General features: G+C 70.5%; 20 protein-coding genes. 13 read left to right on the top strand and 7 right to left on the bottom strand.

Features of this window, described 5'->3' with window-relative positions:
* Positions 1-34: 34 nt before the first annotated feature.
* The 4 genes from ACK5KK_RS04050 (at position 35) to ACK5KK_RS04035 (ending at position 3,258) form a co-directional block, all read left to right on the top strand.
* Entirely contained in the window at positions 35-325 is a 291-nt protein-coding gene (locus ACK5KK_RS04050; RefSeq protein WP_416888810.1) for a hypothetical protein, read from the top strand.
* 142 nt (positions 326-467) lie between these two features.
* Positions 468-1,073 (top strand): FABP family protein, encoded by a 606-nt coding sequence (locus ACK5KK_RS04045; protein WP_416888809.1) that lies wholly within the window; start codon positions 468-470, stop codon positions 1,071-1,073.
* Complete coding sequence (locus ACK5KK_RS04040) at positions 1,073-2,152, top strand: YgfZ/GcvT domain-containing protein (RefSeq protein ID WP_416888808.1); 1,080 nt, start codon at positions 1,073-1,075, stop codon at positions 2,150-2,152. Before ACK5KK_RS04045 ends, ACK5KK_RS04040 begins: the two co-directional genes overlap by 1 nt.
* A 2-nt stretch (positions 2,153-2,154) precedes the next feature.
* Positions 2,155-3,258: an FUSC family protein gene (locus tag ACK5KK_RS04035; RefSeq protein WP_416888807.1), complete on the top strand. Its 1,104-nt coding sequence runs from the start codon at positions 2,155-2,157 to the stop codon at positions 3,256-3,258.
* Positions 3,259-3,300: 42 nt separating this feature from the next.
* On the opposite strand, the gene ACK5KK_RS04030 is transcribed toward ACK5KK_RS04035, so the two are convergent.
* Positions 3,301-4,116, bottom strand: a complete 816-nt coding sequence (locus ACK5KK_RS04030) for a class I SAM-dependent methyltransferase (protein ID WP_416888806.1) — start codon at positions 4,114-4,116, stop codon at positions 3,301-3,303.
* Positions 4,117-4,156: 40 nt separating this feature from the next.
* On the opposite strand from ACK5KK_RS04030, the gene ACK5KK_RS04025 reads away from it, so the two are divergent.
* Positions 4,157-4,906 carry a phosphoglyceromutase gene (locus tag ACK5KK_RS04025; protein WP_416888805.1) on the top strand — a complete coding sequence of 250 codons (750 nt, stop codon included), beginning with the start codon at positions 4,157-4,159 and terminating at the stop codon, positions 4,904-4,906.
* Between the two features lies 1 nt (position 4,907).
* Here the strand turns inward: ACK5KK_RS04025 and phoU are convergent, their stop codons facing one another.
* Positions 4,908-5,615 carry a phosphate signaling complex protein PhoU gene (gene phoU / locus ACK5KK_RS04020; protein ID WP_416888804.1) on the bottom strand — a complete coding sequence of 236 codons (708 nt, stop codon included), beginning with the start codon at positions 5,613-5,615 and terminating at the stop codon, positions 4,908-4,910.
* Between the two features lie 180 nt (positions 5,616-5,795).
* Between phoU and ACK5KK_RS04015 the strand changes: the two genes are divergently transcribed.
* A complete protein-coding gene (locus ACK5KK_RS04015; protein WP_416888803.1) occupies positions 5,796-7,001 on the top strand; it encodes a sensor histidine kinase in 1,206 nt (401 codons plus the stop codon).
* A complete protein-coding gene (locus ACK5KK_RS04010) occupies positions 6,998-7,681 on the top strand; it encodes a response regulator (protein ID WP_416888802.1) in 684 nt (227 codons plus the stop codon). The genes ACK5KK_RS04015 and ACK5KK_RS04010 overlap by 4 nt, the downstream gene beginning before the upstream one ends.
* 5 nt (positions 7,682-7,686) lie before the next feature.
* Here ACK5KK_RS04010 and ACK5KK_RS04005 read toward each other — a convergent pair whose 3' ends face one another.
* The gene (locus ACK5KK_RS04005; protein WP_416888801.1) at positions 7,687-8,157 is read right to left on the bottom strand and encodes a DNA modification methylase; all 471 of its coding nucleotides are present in this window, start codon (positions 8,155-8,157) and stop codon (positions 7,687-7,689) included.
* A gap of 157 nt (positions 8,158-8,314) precedes the next feature.
* On the opposite strand from ACK5KK_RS04005, the gene ACK5KK_RS04000 reads away from it, so the two are divergent.
* The 3 genes from ACK5KK_RS04000 to ispD all read left to right on the top strand — a co-directional run bounded on the left by ACK5KK_RS04000 (position 8,315) and on the right by ispD (position 11,324).
* A complete protein-coding gene (locus ACK5KK_RS04000; protein WP_416888800.1) occupies positions 8,315-8,797 on the top strand; it encodes a CarD family transcriptional regulator in 483 nt (160 codons plus the stop codon).
* 74 nt (positions 8,798-8,871) lie between these two features.
* The gene (locus ACK5KK_RS03995) at positions 8,872-10,137 is read left to right on the top strand and encodes an acyltransferase family protein (protein ID WP_416888799.1); all 1,266 of its coding nucleotides are present in this window, start codon (positions 8,872-8,874) and stop codon (positions 10,135-10,137) included.
* Positions 10,134-11,324: a 2-C-methyl-D-erythritol 4-phosphate cytidylyltransferase gene (ispD, locus tag ACK5KK_RS03990; RefSeq protein WP_416888798.1), complete on the top strand. Its 1,191-nt coding sequence runs from the start codon at positions 10,134-10,136 to the stop codon at positions 11,322-11,324. Before ACK5KK_RS03995 ends, ispD begins: the two co-directional genes overlap by 4 nt.
* A 202-nt stretch (positions 11,325-11,526) precedes the next feature.
* On the opposite strand, the gene ACK5KK_RS03985 is transcribed toward ispD, so the two are convergent.
* Positions 11,527-12,444 (bottom strand): DMT family transporter, encoded by a 918-nt coding sequence (locus ACK5KK_RS03985; protein WP_416888797.1) that lies wholly within the window; start codon positions 12,442-12,444, stop codon positions 11,527-11,529.
* Positions 12,445-12,616: 172 nt separating this feature from the next.
* The gene (locus ACK5KK_RS03980; RefSeq protein ID WP_416888796.1) at positions 12,617-12,823 is read right to left on the bottom strand and encodes a hypothetical protein; all 207 of its coding nucleotides are present in this window, start codon (positions 12,821-12,823) and stop codon (positions 12,617-12,619) included.
* Positions 12,824-13,068: 245 nt separating this feature from the next.
* On the opposite strand from ACK5KK_RS03980, the gene cysS reads away from it, so the two are divergent.
* The 3 genes from cysS (at position 13,069) to ACK5KK_RS03965 (ending at position 16,187) form a co-directional block, all read left to right on the top strand.
* Positions 13,069-14,502 carry a cysteine--tRNA ligase gene (gene cysS, locus ACK5KK_RS03975; RefSeq protein ID WP_416888795.1) on the top strand — a complete coding sequence of 478 codons (1,434 nt, stop codon included), beginning with the start codon at positions 13,069-13,071 and terminating at the stop codon, positions 14,500-14,502.
* A complete protein-coding gene (gene rlmB, locus ACK5KK_RS03970; protein WP_416888794.1) occupies positions 14,495-15,481 on the top strand; it encodes a 23S rRNA (guanosine(2251)-2'-O)-methyltransferase RlmB in 987 nt (328 codons plus the stop codon). The genes cysS and rlmB overlap by 8 nt, the downstream gene beginning before the upstream one ends.
* A gap of 67 nt (positions 15,482-15,548) precedes the next feature.
* On the top strand, positions 15,549-16,187 hold the full coding sequence (locus tag ACK5KK_RS03965; RefSeq protein ID WP_416888793.1) for an NAD(P)-dependent oxidoreductase: 639 nt from the start codon (positions 15,549-15,551) through the stop codon (positions 16,185-16,187).
* Positions 16,188-16,194: 7 nt separating this feature from the next.
* Here ACK5KK_RS03965 and ACK5KK_RS03960 read toward each other — a convergent pair whose 3' ends face one another.
* Both ACK5KK_RS03960 and ACK5KK_RS03955 read right to left on the bottom strand, forming a co-directional pair.
* Positions 16,195-17,505: a DUF4032 domain-containing protein gene (locus tag ACK5KK_RS03960; protein WP_416888792.1), complete on the bottom strand. Its 1,311-nt coding sequence runs from the start codon at positions 17,503-17,505 to the stop codon at positions 16,195-16,197.
* A 90-nt stretch (positions 17,506-17,595) separates the two neighbouring features.
* Positions 17,596-18,516 (bottom strand): ABC transporter ATP-binding protein (locus tag ACK5KK_RS03955; RefSeq protein WP_416888791.1); only part of this gene is annotated, 921 nt, incomplete at its 5' end.

The raw sequence follows: 18,516 nt of genomic DNA, 5'->3' as shown, positions 1-18,516 counted from the left end.
TGCGGGGCCGGGTCCGGTCCGTCACAATGGAGTCATGTCCACCCGTGAACTCACCCAGCGCGAGAACTTCGTCGGCGTGGTGATCGTGTGGGTCGCCGCGGCCGTCGTCGCCCTCGTCGTCGGCGTCATCGCGCCGCCGGCGTGGCGTTCGGTCTGGATGCTGGTGGGCCTGGGCGGCTGTGTCCTGCTCGCCTTCGGTGTGCAGCTGTGGCACGCGAACCCGCGCGGTTTCATCCTCCGGGTCGCGGCGAGCCTGCTGGGGGCGCTGGCGGTGATGGGGCTCATCGGAATCGGTTTCGGGCTGTCCTCGCTCGCGGTGGCATAACCGGGTCGGCGTAGAGTGGTGCCATGGATCTCTTCGCACTCGAAGCCTTCTTCGTCGGGTTGCTCGGGCTTGCATCGCTCGCGATCGTGTTCGTCTCCGCCGTCGTGATCAAGAACCTGTACCGCGGCCAGCGCTGACGGCCGTGTTCGACCTGCCCACCGATCTGCCGGCCGACCTCGTCCCGCTGTCGTGGCTGCTGGGCGTGTGGGAGGGCACCGGGGTGATCGACTACGAGGCCGACGGTCATCACTTCGCGGGCGAGTTCGCCCATCGGGTGAGCTTCAGCCATGACGGCGGCGATGCCCTCAACTACGCGGCCAGCGCGTGGTTGCTCACGGGCGACGAGGGCCGCACGCCGCTGGTGGCGGAGATGGGGTTCTGGCGGCTGAGTCGCCCCGCCGCGCCCGAAGACGCCGGCCCTGGCCTGCTGCCCCCGGTGAGGCCGCGAGAGCGACCGCGCACCGCCGATGACGTGGAGGGGTTGCGCAACGCCGAGGACGGGTTCGACATCGAGGCATCGATCGTGCACGCCGACGGTGTGAGCGAGCTCTACCTCGGCCAGGTGAAGGGGCCGCGCATCGACCTCGCCACCGACGCCGTGGTGCGGACGGCGGGGGCCAAGCCGTACGCGGCCGCCACGCGCATGCTGGGCTACGTCGACGGCCACCTGCTGTGGGCGTGGGACATCGCCGCGCTCGGTGGCGACCTGGCCTCGCACGCCTCCGCCCGACTGGCACGGGCGGAGTGATGACCGATCCGCTCACGCGCGTCCCCGGGGCTGTCGTCGACGCCGACGGGCTCCTCCACTGCGGCAATCCGTTCGCCGAGCAGCGCGCGCTGGCCGCCGGCACCGCCGTCGCGCCGCTCGGTGACCGCCGCGTGCTCACGGTGTCGGGCCCTGACCGCCTGAGCTGGCTGGACTCGATCACGTCGCAATCCCTCGCCGAGCTCAAGGCCGGGCAGAGCACCGAACTGCTGGTCCTCGACCCGCAGGGCCACGTCGAGTACGCGGCCGCCGTCGTCGACGACGGCGAGCGCACCTGGCTCATCGTCGATCGTGACGACGCCGGCCCGCTACTGACTTGGCTGACGCGCATGCGTTTCCGGTTGCGAGTCGACCCGCAGGACGCGTCGGAGTCCCATCGCGTGGTCGGCGGAACCGCGGACGCGGTCGCGACCCTGGCTGCCGTCTCCGTCTGGCGCGACCCGTGGCCGACCGTGGCGGTGGGTGGATGGGGCTACGCGACCGCCGACCCGTACCCCGGGGCCACCCGCGACTGGGCCGAGGCCGTGGTGTCGGTCGAGACGTTCGCCGCGCTCATCGAGGACATCGTGCGCGGGCAACGCGCCGTGGCCGGGCGTCTGGCCGCGGATGCCCTTCGGGTCGCCGCGTGGCGTCCCCGCTCGGCGGCCGAGTCCGACGGACGCACCCTGCCGCACGAGGTCGACTGGCTCCGCACCGCCGTGCACCTGGACAAGGGGTGCTACCGCGGGCAGGAGACGGTCGCGAAGGTGCATAATCTGGGGCATCCGCCGCGGCGTCTGGCCGCACTGCAGCTCGACGGTAATGACGGCGTCCTGCCCCCGCGCGGCGCCGAGGTGCTGCTCGGCGATAACGTCGTCGGGACGGTGACCTCGGTGGCACAGCACTGGGAGGACGGCCCGATCGCCCTCGCCCTGCTCAAACGCACCGTTCCGGTGGATGCCGGCCTCGTGGTGGCCGTCGACGGCGGCACGGTCGCCGGCGCGCAGGAGGTCATCGTTCCGCCCGATGCCGGGCGCACGGCCGCCGTGGCGCGCATGCCGCGGTTGTCCCGCCGGCGGTGATCGTGGGCGCCCGCGACGAGCTGCCGCCCACCGCACCGATCCGCACCGGCTGGCGCGCCGAGCTCGACCTCCGGCCGCGGTTGGCGCGTCTGCGCGACGCGTGGCCGGCCATCGCGCAACTGGTGGTCGCCACCACCCTCGCCTACGCCGTCGCCCGCGTCGTGTTCGGTCATGCCGCCCCTTTGCTGGCGGTCACCGTCACGGTGACCGGTCTCGGTCTGGCGCGCGACGCGCGCCCCACCCGGGTGCTGGAGACGGTGCTCGGCATGCTTGCGGGGGTGCTCGTCGGCGAGATCACGGTGCTCGCGTTCGGTTCGGGGTGGTGGCAGCTGGCGATCGCTCTCGCGGCGACGCTCGTGGCCGGTCAGTTGCTGTCGCGGCAGCCGAGCTTCACGATCGCCGCGGCGATCCAGTCACTCATCGTGCTGCTCATGCCGGGGAGCGAACCCGGTGCGCGAGTGGTCGACGCGCTCGTGGGGGGAGCGGTCGCCGTCGTGGTCACCGCCATCATTCCGCGCAGTCCGCTGCGCAGGGTGACGGCCGACGGCAAGGCCGTGTTCGCCGCGTTCGACAACGCGATGGGAACGCTCGTGCAGGCGCTGCAGCGCGGCAACCGGCAGCGGGCCGAGCGGGCCCTGGAGAAGGCGCGCCAGCTGCAGGGCCCGCTCGAGCTGTGGCGGGCCTCGATCGAGGGGGGCCTGGCGATCGGGCGGATCTCACCGTTCCTGCGCCGCCAGCGCTCCGAGCTCGCACGGCAGCAGACGATGGGCGCTCAACTCGATCTGGCCATCCGCAACCTGCGCGTCATCGCACGACGCAGCGTGTACCTGATCGGCGACGGCACCGCGCGACCGGTGCCGGCGGAACTGATCGCGGAACTGCGCGGTGGGGTCGGCCTGATCGCGCAGTCGCTGGAGGACATCTCGCTGCAACCGGTCGCGCAGGAGGCGCTCCGGGCGGTCGCGGGGCGCCTCGACCCGGTCGCGCTCGGAACCGGCACGGCGGAGCAGAACATCGTGGCCGAGCTGCGCCCGTTCGTGGTGGATCTTCTCACCGCCACCGGTCTCGACCACGATCGCGCGCACGCGGCCCTGCCGCCGATCTGATCTGGGCGCCCCGCACCTGACGCACCGGCCCGGCACGCCCGGTCAAGCGCGGGGCGCGACGAGGTCCCACGGCACGGTGACCTCGCCCAGCCGCCAGCGCGCTCGGTCCCGCAGCGGCCAGCCCGCGGCGGTCATCGCCGTCAGTGCGGCCCGCCACCGCTGTCCCGGTCCGAACGCGGACGCGGCGACGGCATGGGTCCATTCCGCGTCGAGCGCAGCGAGGAAGGCATGCACCGGCTCGCCCGGGACATTGCGGTGGATCAGCGCTTTCGGAAGCCGTTCGGCGGCGATGGCCGGTGACGGCAGGTCGGCCAGCCGCAACGACAGCGTCAGGGTACGGGGGCCCGCGTCGGATCCGATCGCGATCCAGGTGCACACCCGCCCCATTTCGTCGCAGGTGCCGTCGACGACGATCCCGCCCGGTTGCAGACGTGAGGCCATCCGTCGCCACGCGTCGGCGACGTCCGACTCGTCGTACTGGCGCAACACGTTGACCGCGCGCACCGCGACGGGGCGCCGGTCGGTCGGCACCTCGAAGCCGCCTCGGGTGAAGGCCACGCGGGCATCCGGGGCGAAGGCCGTCTTCCCGGCGCGCACGCGGGCGAGCTGCGAGCGCGCGCCGCTGACCCGTTCGGGGTCGATCTCCACCCCCACCACGTCGACGCCGGAGCGGACGCCCCGCAGCCGTGCTTCCAGTTCGAACGTGGTGACGGCACTGGCGCCGAAGCCGAGGTCGACGACCAGCGGGTCCGCCGCACGTCGGATCACCGGATGCCGCGCCAGCCAGCGGTCGACACGGCGGAGGCGATTCGTTCCGGTAGTGCCGCGGGTGACCCGGCCCACCGGACGTGCTGTCATCCCTTCATGATGCCAGCGCGAGCGTCGATAGGATGGCGGCATGACCGCGCCGTACACGCTGATCCTCCTTCGCCACGGGCAGAGCGAGTGGAACAAGTCGAACCAGTTCACCGGGTGGGTGGATGTCCGCCTCACCGACCAGGGCAAGTCCGAGGCCGTGCGCGGCGGAGAGCTGCTCGCCGAGGCCGGCGTGCTACCGGATGTCGTACACACGTCGCTGCTCAGCCGTGCGATCCAGACCGCAGACATCGCGTTGGACAGCGCGGACCGGCTGTGGATTCCGGTGAAGCGCTCGTGGCGTCTCAATGAGCGGCACTACGGTGCGCTGCAAGGCAAAGACAAGGCGCAGACGCTGGAAGAGTTCGGTCAGGACCAGTTCATGCTGTGGCGCCGGTCGTTCGACGTGCCGCCCCCCGACCTCGCCGACGACTCGCCGTACAGCCAGGTCGGCGATCCGCGCTACGCCGACATCGACGGCGAGGTTCCCCGCACCGAATCGCTGAAACTCGTGATCGATCGGCTGCTGCCCTACTGGGACTCGCAGATCATCCCCGATCTCACGGCGGGCAAGACCGTCTTGGTCACCGCGCACGGCAACTCGCTTCGCGGCCTTGTCAAGCACCTCGACGGCATCAGCGACGCCGACATCGCAGAGCTCAACATCCCGACGGGCATCCCGCTCGTCTACCGGCTCGACGCCTCGCTGCGCCCGATCGGGGCGGGCGAATACCTCGACCCGGAGGCGGCGGCCGCTGGAGCGGCCGCCGTGGCCAACCAGGGCAAGAAGTAGGTCAGCTCGCGTCGGCGGGCCGTGTGATCTCGATGTCGCTGACGATCGCCGCGATCGACTCGGTGTCGGCGGTCCAGTCACCGGTGGCCAGGAACGCGACCTTCTTCGCGACCGATACGGCGTGGTCGGCGAACCGCTCCAGGTAGCGGCTCGCCAGTGTCGCGTCGACGGTGGCGCCGGCCTCACCCTTCCAGTTGTCGCTGAGCACCTTCTCGAATACCGAAATATGCCGGTCGTCGAGTTCGTCCTCGAGGTTGCGCAGGGTGTCCACGAGCGCCAGGTCCTCGGTGCGCAGCAGGTCGCTGAGGGTGCGCGCCACCTCGACGTCGAGCTCGCCCATCTTCTTGAAGGTGCTCTTCAGGCCCTTCGGGATGGCGCGCTCGGGGAACCGCATCCGGGTGAGCTGCGCGATGTGCTCGGCGATGTCGCCCATCCGTTCCAGGGACGTGCTCACCCGGAGCGCGGCCACGACGATGCGCAGGTCGCGGGCGACCGGCTGCTGACGGGCGAGGATCTCGATGGCGAGTTCGTCGAGTTCGACGGCCTTGGTGTCGATGACGCGGTCGGCCTCGATGACCTCCTCGGCCAGGGCGACGTCGCTGGTGGCGAACGAGCGCGTCGCCTTGTCGATCGCGATCGTGACGAGGTCAGCCACCTCGACCAGGCGTGACTGCACGTCTTCGAGTGACTGGTGGAACACTTCGCGCATGGATGGTCCTTACTTGCTGGTGCGGTCCCGGAACTGCGACACGTCGCAGCGCGTGTCCGGTGCGATCTTCTCCCTCGAAGGTTAACGAACGGTGCCGCATCGGTGAACGTCGATCGGATTCGCCCGCGCCGACGCGAAACCGGCGATTCTCGGGTGTTCACCCACCGTACGCTGAGGAGCATGGCTCCGACCCCCGCGATGCTGCTCACCCTGGTTGCCGGGGTTCTCATCGGCGGCGGGATCGTCGGCATCCTCGTGCTGGCGCTGCGAGCCCGCGCGCGGGCGGACGACGAGGCGTCGCGGGAGGTCCCGGACGGGGCCGCAGCGGTGCTGCGCGGCATGGACGATGCGGCCGTCGTCGCCGACGGCTCGTACGCAGTGGTCGCCGCGTCGGCGGCCGCCGAAGTCTTCGGGATGGTGGTCGGCTCCACCCTCATCGAACAACCCCTGCGTACGCTCGTGCGGTCGGCGCGCAGCAGCGGACTGGCCGAGTCCGAGACGCTCAGCCTGCCGCGGGGGACGCTGCCGACCGGGCCTCGCCTGGTGCTGGCGCGGGCGACCGTCATCTCGGCGCGGCTCGTCCTGATCATCCTGCGAGACATCACGGAGCGGGAACGGGTGGAGCAGATGCGGCGTGATTTCGTCGCGAACACCAGCCACGAGCTGAAGACCCCCGTGGGGGCGATCAGCCTGCTCGCCGAAGCGATCGACAGTGCCGCCGACGACCCCGACCAGGTGCGGCACTTCACCGCGCGGCTGTCGGCCGAAGCGTCTCGCCTCGGCCAATTGACCTCGCGCATCATGAGCCTGTCCCGGCTGCAGTCCGCGCAGGACCTCTCCGAGCTGCGGGACGTGTCGGTCGACGAGGTGGTCGCCGCCGCAATCGAGTCGCAGTCGCTCGCCGCCGACGCCGTGGGAATCGACGTGGTGCGGGGTGGGACGCGGGGTCTGGTGGTCCGTGGCGACGCTCAGATCCTCACCGAGGCCGTCGCCAACCTGATTGCGAACGCGATCGCCTACTCGCCGCCGGGGGCGCAGGTCGGCGTCGGCGTCAAAACGGGCGAGGGCACCGCCGAGATCGCGGTGACCGACCGGGGGATCGGGATCCCCGAGGGGGAGCAGCAACGCGTCTTCGAGCGCTTCTACCGCGCCGATCAGGCGCGCAGCCGGCGTACCGGCGGCACCGGGTTGGGGCTGTCCATCGTCAAGCACGCCGTGCAGCGCCACGGCGGCGACGTGCTGCTGTGGTCACGGCCCGGTCGTGGGTCCACCTTTACGGTGCGGTTGCCCGCTTCACAGCCGGTGCCAGCGGAGACGGCGAAGAAGAAGAAAAAGAAGAAGAAGGTCGATCGCGACGGCTCGCGGTCGAAGGGAGAGAAGCCATGACCCGCGTGCTGATCGTCGAGGACGAGCCCGACCTGGCGGATCCGCTGGCGTACCTGCTGCGCCGAGAGGGGTTCGATGTCGAGATCGCCGAAGACGGCCCGGCGGCGCTCACGGCTGTCGGGCACCAGGCGCCCGACATCGTGCTGCTGGATCTGATGCTCCCGGGCATGCCGGGGACCGAGGTGTGCCGGGTGATCCGCTCGACCTCGTCGGTGCCGATCATCATGGTCACCGCGAAGGACTCGGAGGTGGACATCGTCGTCGGTTTGGAGCTGGGCGCCGACGACTACGTCACCAAGCCCTACTCCTCCCGGGAGCTCTTGGCACGCATGCGCGCCGTGCTCCGCCGCGCGGAGGCGGTCGCCCCCGACTTCGACGAGGGGGTGATCGACGGCGGCCGGGTGTCGATCGACATCGACCGCCACACCGTCAGCGTCGACGGTGCGCAGATCGCGATGCCCCTGAAGGAATTCGAGCTGCTCGAGGTCCTGATGCGCAACGCCGGCAGGGTCCTCACCCGCGGCCAGCTCATCGACCGTGTGTGGGGGAGTGACTACTTCGGCGACACGAAGACGCTCGACGTGCACATCAAACGGATCCGGTCGCGGATCGAAGCGAACCCGAGCTCGCCGGTCATGCTCCTGACGGTGCGCGGACTCGGCTACCGGTTCGAGGGCTGAGTCGGTCAGACCGCCGGGACGAAGGGCGCGAGGTAAGGCAGCATCCCGTCCAGCACCGGAACGGAGGTCATCACGCCCGTTCCATCGCCGGACTGGAATGTCATCTCGACATCGGTGCCCGGCACGGATCCCAGGTTGGTCAACTCGATGGGCGCGGTGCCGCCGAAGCCGAGGCTCAGGCTGCTCAGCGCGGGAACCTCCACCCTCTGGTTGGCCCCGGCGAGCCCGACGAACAACGTCTGCGGCTCCATGGTGTCGTTGACGATGGCCGCGAGGAAGTTGCCCGTGGAGCCGTCAGCGTTGGCGACGACGAGGGCGTTGCGCACCTTCAGCGGGCCGGAGGAGTCGGCGATGCTGACGCCCTCGGCCGGGGAGTAAGGAATCGTGGTCGCCTGCGGCGCGATCATGCCGCATCCGGTGGCGCCGAGGACGAGGGCTGCGCCCACGGCGAGCGAGGCGATGACGCGCGATTTCACGGATCCTCCCGAGGTTCCTGACGGTGTGTTCCCCATTGTAGGGGTCACGTCATCGTGACGTGGAGAGGGCTCTCGGTGGGCGGGGCGGGAGGTGCATCGCGAACCTTAGCGTATGTCGCCTGTGGTATCCTGGGGTTTGCCGAAGGGACACAACTGCATGCTTTTTGAGGTTGGCGAGACGGTCGTCTATCCGCACCACGGGGCCGCGACGATCATTGAGGTCAAAGACCGAATCATCAAGGGCGAGACGAAGAAGTACTTGAAGCTCAACGTCACCCAAGGAGACCTCATCATCGAGGTGCCCGCGGACAACGTCGACCTCGTCGGCGTCCGCGACGTGATCGGCAAAGACGGCTTGGAGCAGGTCTTCGACGTGCTGCGCGCCCCCTTCACCGAGGAGCCGACCAACTGGTCGCGTCGGTACAAGGCGAACCTCGAGAAGCTCGCCTCCGGTGACGTCATCAAGGTCAGCGAGGTCGTGCGCGACCTGTGGCGCCGCGATCAGGACCGCGGCCGGTCCGCCGGTGAGAAGCGCATGCTCGCGAAGGCGCGCCAGATCCTCGTGTCGGAGATCGCCCTCGCGCTGAAGTCGGATGAAGAGCATGCCTCGGGCGTTCTGGACGACGTGCTCGCTTCTTGATCGCTCGCTTCTTGATCGCTCGTTTCTTGATCACTGCGCCGCGCTGAGCGGCGCCGCTCCGGGATGATGGTGGGGTGAGAACCCGACCTCCCGGAATCGACCTCTCACGTCGTGATCTCACGCTGGATCTCTCGCGCGTGGTGTGCGTGCTGTTCGTCGTGGTCGTGCACCTGCTCCAGGTGGGGATCGGACCGGACTCGGGCGGCGGGCTGGTCACTTCGCGGCCCGCGGAACAGGAACCGTGGTTCGACGCGGCGACCTGGGTCGGGCAGATCATGCCGCTGTTCTTCGTCGTCGGCGGGTTCGCGGGCGCGGCGGGCTGGGCATCCTGGCTCGCCAAAGGCGGTGACGCGACGGGGTTCATCCGGCTGCGCACGCTGCGTCTGGCCCAGCCCGCACTGCCGTTGATGGTGTTCTTGGCGGTCGTGCTCACGGCGGTCACCGTCGCCGGTCTCGCGCCCGACCTCGTCGCCGCGGCGGCGGTGGGCGCGGGGATGCCGCTGTGGTTCCTCGCAGCGTACCTCATCTGCCAGGCCGCGCTCCCGGCGCTGGTGCGCGCGCATCGGCGGGCACCGGTAGCCACCGTCGTCGGGTTGACAGCCGGGGTGGTCTTCGTCGACGTCCTGCGGTTCTCCACCGGTGTTTCGGAGTGGGGGCTGCTCAATCTGCTGTTCGTGTGGCCGCTCATCCAGCAGTTCGGGTTGTGGTACGCCGACGGGTGGTTCGATCGGCGGCGTCCGCTCACCCTCGTGGCGATCGCGGCAGCCGGGTACGCGACGCTGTGGCCGTTGACGGTGTGGGGGCCGTACTCGACCAGCATGCTCGGCAACCTCAACCCGCCCACCGTGCCGCTGGTGGTCCTGGGGCTGTCGCAGGCCTGCCTGTTGCGTGTCTGCCGGCCCGCGTTGGCCCGGGTCATGGCCTGGCGCGCCTCGCGCGCCGCGGTGTTCGTGCTCGGCTCGCGCCTCATGACGATCTACCTGTGGCACCTTCCGGTCATCCTGGCCGTCACCGGGGTGGCGCTGCTGATCCCGGGAGCGGCACCGACCCCGTCGAGCCCGGCCTGGTGGTGGACGAGGCCGCTGATGTTCGTCGTGGTGATCGCGGTGCTGCTCGCGCTGTCGGCCGTCGCCGGTCGCTGGGAGACGATCCGGGACCTCGGGCCGGTTCCGCCGCCTGTCGTCGTCGCCGTCGCGTGGCTGTGTGCGTTCCTGCCGCCGTTCGCGGTGATGCAATGGTCGCTGAACGTCTGGTTCGCGGTGGGCGGCGCCGTTTTGCTGGCGGTGTCGGTCGTGCTGTTGCGCGGAACACGGGATCGATCGCTAGCCTCGGTGTCATGACCATCCTCGCCGTTCCCCGCGTGGCCGTGATCGTCGTCGCGGCGGGGTCCGGGACCCGGTTGAGCGGGGCGGGACCGAAGGCGTTCGTCGGCCTGGGCGAACACAGCATTCTCCGGCACGCGCTGCGCGGGGTGTTCGCCGGCCCGCCCGCGCAGGTGGTCGTCGTCGCCCCGAGCGACCGTGTCGGCGATGCCCGCACCGAGGCGGACGAAGCTGCCGGGTCGCGCGGCGACCTGGTGACCGTCGTCGCCGGGGGGCAGACGCGCCAGGCCTCGGTCGCCGCCGGACTCGGGGCGGTCTGGCCGGATGTGCAGACGGTGTTGGTGCACGACGCGGCCCGCGCGCTCACGCCACCGGACGTGTTCGCGCGCGTCATCTCCGCCGTCGCGAGTGGGCAGGATGCCGTGCTCCCGGTGCTTCCAGTCGTCGACACGCTGAAGAGGGTCGCCGCTCAGACGGTGGTGGCGGCGGTGGACCGCGCCGATCTGGCGTCGGCACAGACGCCGCAAGGGTTCCGCCGCGACATCCTCGATCTCGCTTACCGCGACGCGACTGCGGAGTTCACCGACGACGCCGCGCTGGTGCAGGCGGCCGGGTTCCCCGTGTTCACCGTGGCCGGTGACGAACGCGCGTTCAAGATCACCACGCCGAGTGACCTGGAGCGCGCCGAAAGCCTCGTCTCGCCGATCACCCCGGTGCACCCGGCCGTGCGCTCGGCCGCGCCGCGGGTCGGCATGGGCACCGATGTGCACGCCTTCGGCGGTGCGGGCACGCTGTGGCTCGCGGGAGTGGAGTGGCCGGGGGAGCGCGGGTTGCACGGCCACTCCGACGGCGACGCGGTCGCGCACGCGATCGTGGATGCCGTGTTGGCCGCCGCAGGGCTCGGCGACATCGGTACGCAGTTCGGCACCGAGCATCCCGAGTACGCCGGAGCGCACGCCGCGGCCTTCCTCGGCCGGACGCGGGAGCTGGTCGAGGCCGCGGGCTACCGTATCGGGAACGTCTCGGTGCAGGTGCAGGCCAACCGGCCGCGCTTCGCCGCTCGCCGCGCCGAGGCCGAGCAGGTGCTGTCGGCTGCGCTCGGCGCACCCGTGGCGGTGTCGGCGACGACCACCGACGGCCGGGGGTTCACCGGCACCGGTGACGGCGGCGCCGCCTTCGCGGTGGCGGTCGTTCTGCCGCTGTGACGGTCGCCGCCGGCGGAGCGGCGTCGTGCGCCCGGCGGTCCACCCGGTCGGGTGCGGGGAGGCGCCCGTGCCGGCGCAGCGGGTGAGGCGCGTTCGGGAGGGGTTCTGCGTTGTGGAGGGCCGGTTCGGCGGGGATGGTCCTCCCGAGAGTGGTCCTCCTCCCGGGGCGCGGGCGGCGAGCGCTGTGGTCGATGTCGGGCGGTCAGGCTTCGACTGCGTACGGCTCGGGATCGCGCGGCGCGCGCGAGAACGCGGCGAGCAGCACCAGCCCGGCCGCCAGCACCACGAGCCCGACGATGGCGGTGTCCGTGAGCGTCTCGCCCAGCACGAGCACACCGAGCACGCCCGCCGTCAGCGGTTCGGCGAGGGTGAGGGTCGCGGCCGTCGCCGCGGTCAGCCGCTGCAGTCCCCAGGTGAACAGCGTGTAGGCGACGGCGATCGTGGCGAGGCCCAGCCAGAGGCTGAGCGTCAGCCCGTCGGGGGCGGCGAGCCACCCCAGATCGGTGAACGGGGCGGCACAGGCGCCGCAGATCGCCGATCCGCCTCCCATCGCCCCTGCGACGGTGAACGGGTCCCATCCGGCATCCATCAGCCGCCGCTGCGCGTTGGCGAACACGGCGAACGAAGCGCCCGCCCCGAGCGAGCCCATGATGCCGAGAGGGTCCGCACCGTCGGAGCCGCCACCGTTGACGACCAGCAGGGCGACGCCGATCGTCGCCAGGGCGGTCGCGGCCATCCACGCCCGCGAAGGCAGCCGCCGGGTCAGCGCCCACTCGAGCAGGCCCGCGAGTACCGGCGCAGAGCCGAGCGCGATGACCGTCCCCACGGCGACACCGCTGCGGGCGGTGCCCAGGAAGAACAGCGGCTGATAGGCGGCCAGACAGACGCCGGTGATGGCCATGAGCGCGAAGGCGCGCCGCGTCAGTCGTGGCGGCGCTGCCTGCCGCATGCGCTGCCCGCGGCCGATTCCGAGCCCGATCACCGCCAGCGCGGTGCCGCCGATCACCAGGCGGGCGACGCCGACCGACAGCGGCGTGCTGCCGTCCGGACCGAGCGCCTGCGCTGTGCCCGTCGTGCCGAACAGCACGGCGGCGGCCAGCACGGCGAGAACGGGGATCATGCTTCCCGTTCTACACGCTGGCCGGCCCAGCCAGTGCAGTCGGGGGATGCCGCCACCGGAACCGGTCGCCCGTGCCATGCTGTCTCCGTCAGGACTGCCACGGCACTGCTGCAGCGAATCCCCCGCGCCGATCCGGTTCGACCGACACGGTCGATCAGCTGTTCTGGCTCGATCAGCGAGGGCGGGTCGCTGCCGCGATCCTTACCGACGGGAGTGCGCGGGACTCCAGGCTCGACAGTGACCCGGCGCTGCGGGTGGCGACGGTTCCCGGCACGTCGATCGACAGGGTAGCCGCGGTGCTCGACGTCGGCAGGGCGCACGCCGCGTCGCTCGGCATCGACGCGGTCTCGCCCGAGGCCGATCGTGAGGATGCCGCCATGCAGGCCTCTCGGATTCGAGCGCGGATTCGAGCGGGTCGAGGACGCGCTCATGCTGGCTCGACCTCGCCGATCGCCCCGCTGTGAGCGCACTGGTGGACGGCTACGCGTTGCGCGACCTCCGGCCCGCTGCGCCGCAGCCTCGGGTGCGTGCGGCAGCGTCGCACCGATCTGCTGAGCGGTCCGGCGCGCTCGTGATCGCACGTCACGACCCGCGCCGCGCGCACCCCGTCGGTAGGCTGTTCTGGTGACGGTTCGGCTCTATGACACCAAGGCGCAGGCGCTGCGCGATTTCGCGCCGATCGACCCGTCGAATGTCACCATGTACGTGTGCGGTCCGACGGTGCAGTCGGGTCCGCACATCGGTCACCTGCGGGCGGCGCTCGCGTTCGATGTCATGCGGCGCTGGCTCGACCGCCGCTTCGGGCGCGTCACGTTCGTCCGCAATGTCACCGACATCGACGACAAAGTGCTCGAAAACGCCGTTCACCCTGACGAACCGTGGCTCGACGAGCCGTGGTGGGCGCTGGCATACCGCATCGAGCAGGAGTTCACGCAGGCGTATGCCGCCATCGGCATCCTCGCGCCGACGTATGAGCCGCGCGCGACCGGTTCGATCCCGCAGATGATCGAGCTCATCGAGGCGCTCATCGCCAGGGGGCACGCGTACGCCGTGGCGGGCAGCGTCTACTTCGACGTTCCCTCGTGGCCCGACTACGGCGCTCTCACCAACCAGCGGGCGGGGACGCTCGACGCCTCTCCCGACACGGATGCCGGAAAGCGCGACCCGCGCGATTTCGCGCTGTGGAAGGCCGCCAAGACCACCGAGCCCGCCGATGCCGCGTGGGCGTCGCCGTGGGGGCCGGGGCGGCCGGGCTGGCACATCGAGTGCTCGGCGATGAGCCGCCGCTACCTGGGTGCGGAGTTCGACATCCACGGCGGCGGGCTCGACCTGCGCTTTCCGCACCACGAGAACGAACTGGCCCAGTCGACCGCCGCCGGCGACGCGTTCGCGCGCTACTGGGTGCATAACGGACTGGTCACCGTCGGCGATCAGAAGATGTCGAAGTCGCTCGGCAACTTCGTGCTCGCCGCCGACCTCCTCGAAGAACACGATCCGTTGGTCGTGCGATATGCGCTGCTGGCCGCGCACTACCGGTCGAGCCTCGACATCGGCGACAGCACCTTCGCCGAGGCGGAGGCCTCGTTGGAGCGCATCTCCGTCTTCCAACAGCGGGCGGTGCGGGCGGTCTTCCCGACCGAGGCCGGCGGGTTCTCGTTCTTCGGGGCGCAGGTCCCGGCGGCTTTCGCGGCGGCGATGGATGAGGACCTCGGCGTGCCGCAGGCGCTCGCAACGCTGCACGAGACCGTCCGCGCAGGCAACGTCGCGCTCGATGCCGGCGACCTCGAGGACGCGCGTGCGGCCTTCACCGCTGTCTCGTCGATGACGCAGCTGCTCGGCATCGATCCGATGGCCTGGCCGACGCGGTGGAAAGCCGACGCTGAGCGCGGGATGGGCGCCCTCGACGCTCTTGTGCGCACCATGATCGACCAGCGCGCCCAGGCACGCGCGAGCAAGGACTGGGCGACAGCCGACCGCATCCGTGACGCGATCGCGGCGGCCGGAATCGCCCTCGAAGACGGTCCCGACGGGACCCATTGGAGTGTGGAGCGTGGCTAAGCCGGGAAACCCGTCGGCAGGACGGGGCAAGAAGAAGGGGCCCACGAAAGGCACGGGCGGGAAGAACCGCCGTTCTTTGGAAGGACGCGGCCCCACCCCGAAGGCCGAGGATCGCGCCTGGCATCCGGCTGGCAAGCGCAAGGCCGCCCAGGAACGATTCGCCGCCGCCGGCGGCAAGCCCAAAGCGCGCTCCGCCAATGTCAACCGCGCCCCCAAGAACAAGAGCGACGACACCGAGACCGTGACGGGGCGCAACAGCGTGCTGGAGGCGCTCCGGGCGAAGATCCCCGCGACGGCGTTCTATGTCGCGCAGCGCGTCGAAATGGATGACCGCGTCAAGGAGATGCTGTCGATCGCGACTCACCGTGAGATCCCGGTACTGGAGGTCACCCGGCAGGAACTGGACCGCATGGCCGGGTTCGACGGGGTGCACCAGGGCGTCGCGCTGAAGGTACCGCCGTACGACTACCCGCATCCGCAAGACCTGATCGAGCGGGTGTTCGACGACGGTGAGGTGCCGCTCCTGGTGGCGCTGGACGGGGTGACCGACCCGCGAAACCTCGGCGCGATCATCCGTTCCACGGCCGCGTTTGGCGGGCACGGCGTCGTCATCCCGCAGCGTCGCTCCGCCGGGGTGACCTCGGCGGCATGGAAGACGTCGGCGGGCGCAGCGGCGCGCATCCCGGTCGCGATGGCGGCCAACCTCACCACGACGCTGAAGGAGCTGAAGAAGCAGGGTGTGTTCGTGCTCGGTCTCGACGGCGGCGGTGATGTGTCGCTGCCAGCGCTGCAACTGGCCGACCGGCCCGTCGTCGTGGTCGTCGGGTCCGAGGGCAAAGGGCTGTCGCGCCTCGTGACGGAGACGTGCGACCAGATCGTGTCGATCCCGATCTCCTCGGCCGCCGAGTCGCTCAACGCCGGCATCGCGGCATCCGTTGCGCTTTACCAGGTGGCGACGATTCGCGCGGCCTCGAAGTGATGCGGGAATCAACCCGCGCGTGACAGGGTTGGGTTCCACGAGCACACCGCCACGAAAGGACACCCATATGACTCGCATCGCCGTTCTGGGAGGGACCGGATACGCCGGCCGTCACATCGTCGCCGAAGCCGTCGACCGAGGACACACCGTGTTGTCGATCGCGCGCAACCTGCCCGCCGAGCGGGTTCCCGGGGCCACCTATCAGGAGGGGACGCTGCTGGACGTACCGGCTCTGGCGGCGGAGCTGCAGGGCGTCGAGGTACTCGTCTCGGCCATCGCCCCGCGCGGCGACATGCTCGGCAGCGTGCGTCCGAACCTGGAGGCGCTGTGGTCGGTGCTGCCCGACGAGGTGCGCGTCGGTGTCATCGGCGGGGCCGGGGGGAGCCTGGTCGCCGAGGGCGGGCCGCGGGTGATCGACAGCGGATTCCCGGAGGCGTTCAAGGCGGAGGCGCAGGAAGCGATCGGCATCCTCGACGACCTGCTGGCCGAAGCATCGGGCCGGGACTGGTTCTTCGTCCACCCGGCGGGTGGTTTCGGGTCCTTCGCCCCGGGGGAGCGCACCGGGAAGTACCGCACCGGCGGCGACGTGATCGTGACCGACGAGAACGGCGAATCGTTCATCTCCGGCGCCGACCTGGCCATCGCAGTGCTCGACGAGATCGACGATCCCGCACACCACCGCGCCCGCTTCACCGTCGGCTACTGAACCCGCCTCACACCAGGTCGCGCCAGTCCAGCGCGCGCGTGATGGGTCCCGGCTCGGGGACGTCGTCGTCGTCCTGGATCACCGGAAACGGCATCGTCTCGGTTGGCGGTCCCATCACGGTCGCCTCGTCGCGCCGGTGGCGAAGCTCGGTGTCGATGTACGACGACACCGCTTCGGCGATCGGGACCGACGCGCCGCGTTCCTGCGAGGTGTACCACCGGTGCTCCAGGACCTGGTGGTACACCTCGGCGGGCTCCAGCTTGGCGCGCAGGTCCCACGGGATGGCCTTCACGACCGGCTCGAACACGCGCGTGAGCCACTCGTGCGCGTCCATCTCCTCGTCCGTGCCGACCCGGGCCACGCGGGCACGGAACTCATCGAGGTCGTTGAGCAGGCGCCGGGCCTGGTTCTCCTCCACGTCGAGTCCGGTCAGGCGCAGCAACCGGCGCTGATGGTGCCCCGCGTCGACCACCTTCGGCTGGATCGACACCGTCGTGCCGTCGCCGGTGGTCTCGATCGACATCTCGCCGATGTCGAAGCCGAGTTCGTTCAGCCGATGCACGCGCTCGCTGATGCGCCAGGCCTCGTTGGCAGCGAAGGTCTGCTGGTCGCGTAGCGCGCCCCAGAGGGAGTGGTACGCGGTGAGGATGCCGTCGGCGATGGCCAGGGCGTCCACGCCGCCTTCCAGCCGGCCCCCCGCGGCGAGATCCATGATCTCGCCGGCGATGTTGGTGCGGGCGACGTCGAGGTCGTGTTCGCGCTGTCCGCGGGTGAGCCCGCTCTCGTGCAGTTCGCCGGTCTCGGCGTCGACGAGGTACGCGGCGAACGCGCCCGCGTCGCGGCGGAAGAGAGTGTTCGACAGTGACACGTCGCCCCAGAAGAATCCCACGTTGTGCAGCCGTACCAGGAGGGCCGCGAGGGCATCGACGAGACGCGTCGCGGTGTCGGGACGCAGCACATGGGTGAAAAGGGCCCGGTAGGGGAGCGAGAAACGCAGGTGAGAAGTGACGAGGGCGGCGGGCAGTGCCTCGCCTTTCGCGGAGCGCCTTCCGTCGATGACGGCTACGCGTTCGACGCACGGCACGACGAGGCGACCGAGGGAGCCGAGCATGTCGTACTCTCGGCGGGCCATCGCCGCGGTGGTCTCCTTGACGGCGACCACCCGCCCGGACAGGTCCGCGAAGCGCACGAGGTGTCGCGAGAGCCCTTTGGGCAGGCTCACGACCGTGTCACGGCTCCACTCCGAGAGGGGAGTGGACCACGGCAGCGTCAGCAGACCGGCATCCGCGCTGCTGGCGGTGATCGTGAGGGAATCCACTACGTCGGCCCCCGGGTCGATATTGGGTGAGGATACGACACGACGCAGGGGGTCTGATGACCCGCCTGCGCCGCGCTGCGTCGGTGTCGGTCAGGCCGAGGCGACGGCCGCCTCACTGATGCGCTCTCCGGACTCGACGTCGAACACGTGCACGTGTCCGGGGATCGGAGCCAGGATGACGGTGTCGCCGGCGTCGGGGTGCCGGCGTCCGTCGACACGAGCCACGATGTCGGTGCGGGTGCCGTCGATCTCGGTGTGGCCGTACAGGTACCCGTCGGCGCCGAGCTCTTCGACGAGGTCGACGTCGACGGTGAGGCCCTGGCGGTCCTCCGGGTTGACGACGATGTCCTCCGGACGGATGCCGAGGGTGACGTTGGCCCCGTGGGCTTTGCCGAGGGTGTCCGCCTCGACTCCGACGAGCTTGGTGCCGAACTGCACGCCGCCCGAGGTGATCGGTACGGGGAACAGGTTCATGGCGGGGGAGCCGATGAATCCGGCGACGAACACGTTGCTGGGGCGCTCGTACAGGTCGCGCGGGGTGCCGACCTGCTGCAGCAGACCATCTTTGAGGACGGCGATACGGTCACCCATCGTGAGCGCTTCGGTCTGGTCGTGCGTCACGTAGACGGTGGTCACGCCCAGCCGGCGCTGCAACGACGCGATCTGGGTTCGCGTCTGGACACGCAGCTTCGCGTCGAGGTTCGACAGCGGCTCGTCCATGAGGAACACCTGCGGCTGCCGGACGATCGCGCGACCCATCGCGACGCGCTGACGCTGACCGCCCGAGAGCGCCTTGGGCTTGCGGGTGAGGTACTGCTCCAGGTCGAGCAGCTTGGCCGCTTCCAGCACGCGCTGGGCGCGCTCCTCCTTGCCGACGCCGGCGATCTTCAGCGCGAAGCCCATGTTCTCGGCGACGCTCATGTGCGGGTACAGCGCGTAGTTCTGGAACACCATCGCGATGTCGCGGTCCTTCGGCGGGACGTCGGTGACGTCGCGGTCGCCGATGAGGAT

This window comes from Microbacterium sp., assembly GCF_047972865.1.
In the GTDB taxonomy this organism is placed as follows: domain Bacteria; phylum Actinomycetota; class Actinomycetes; order Actinomycetales; family Microbacteriaceae; genus Microbacterium.
Note: the sequence above shows the minus strand (reverse complement) of the source record. Positions and strands in the feature narration are given on the sequence as shown.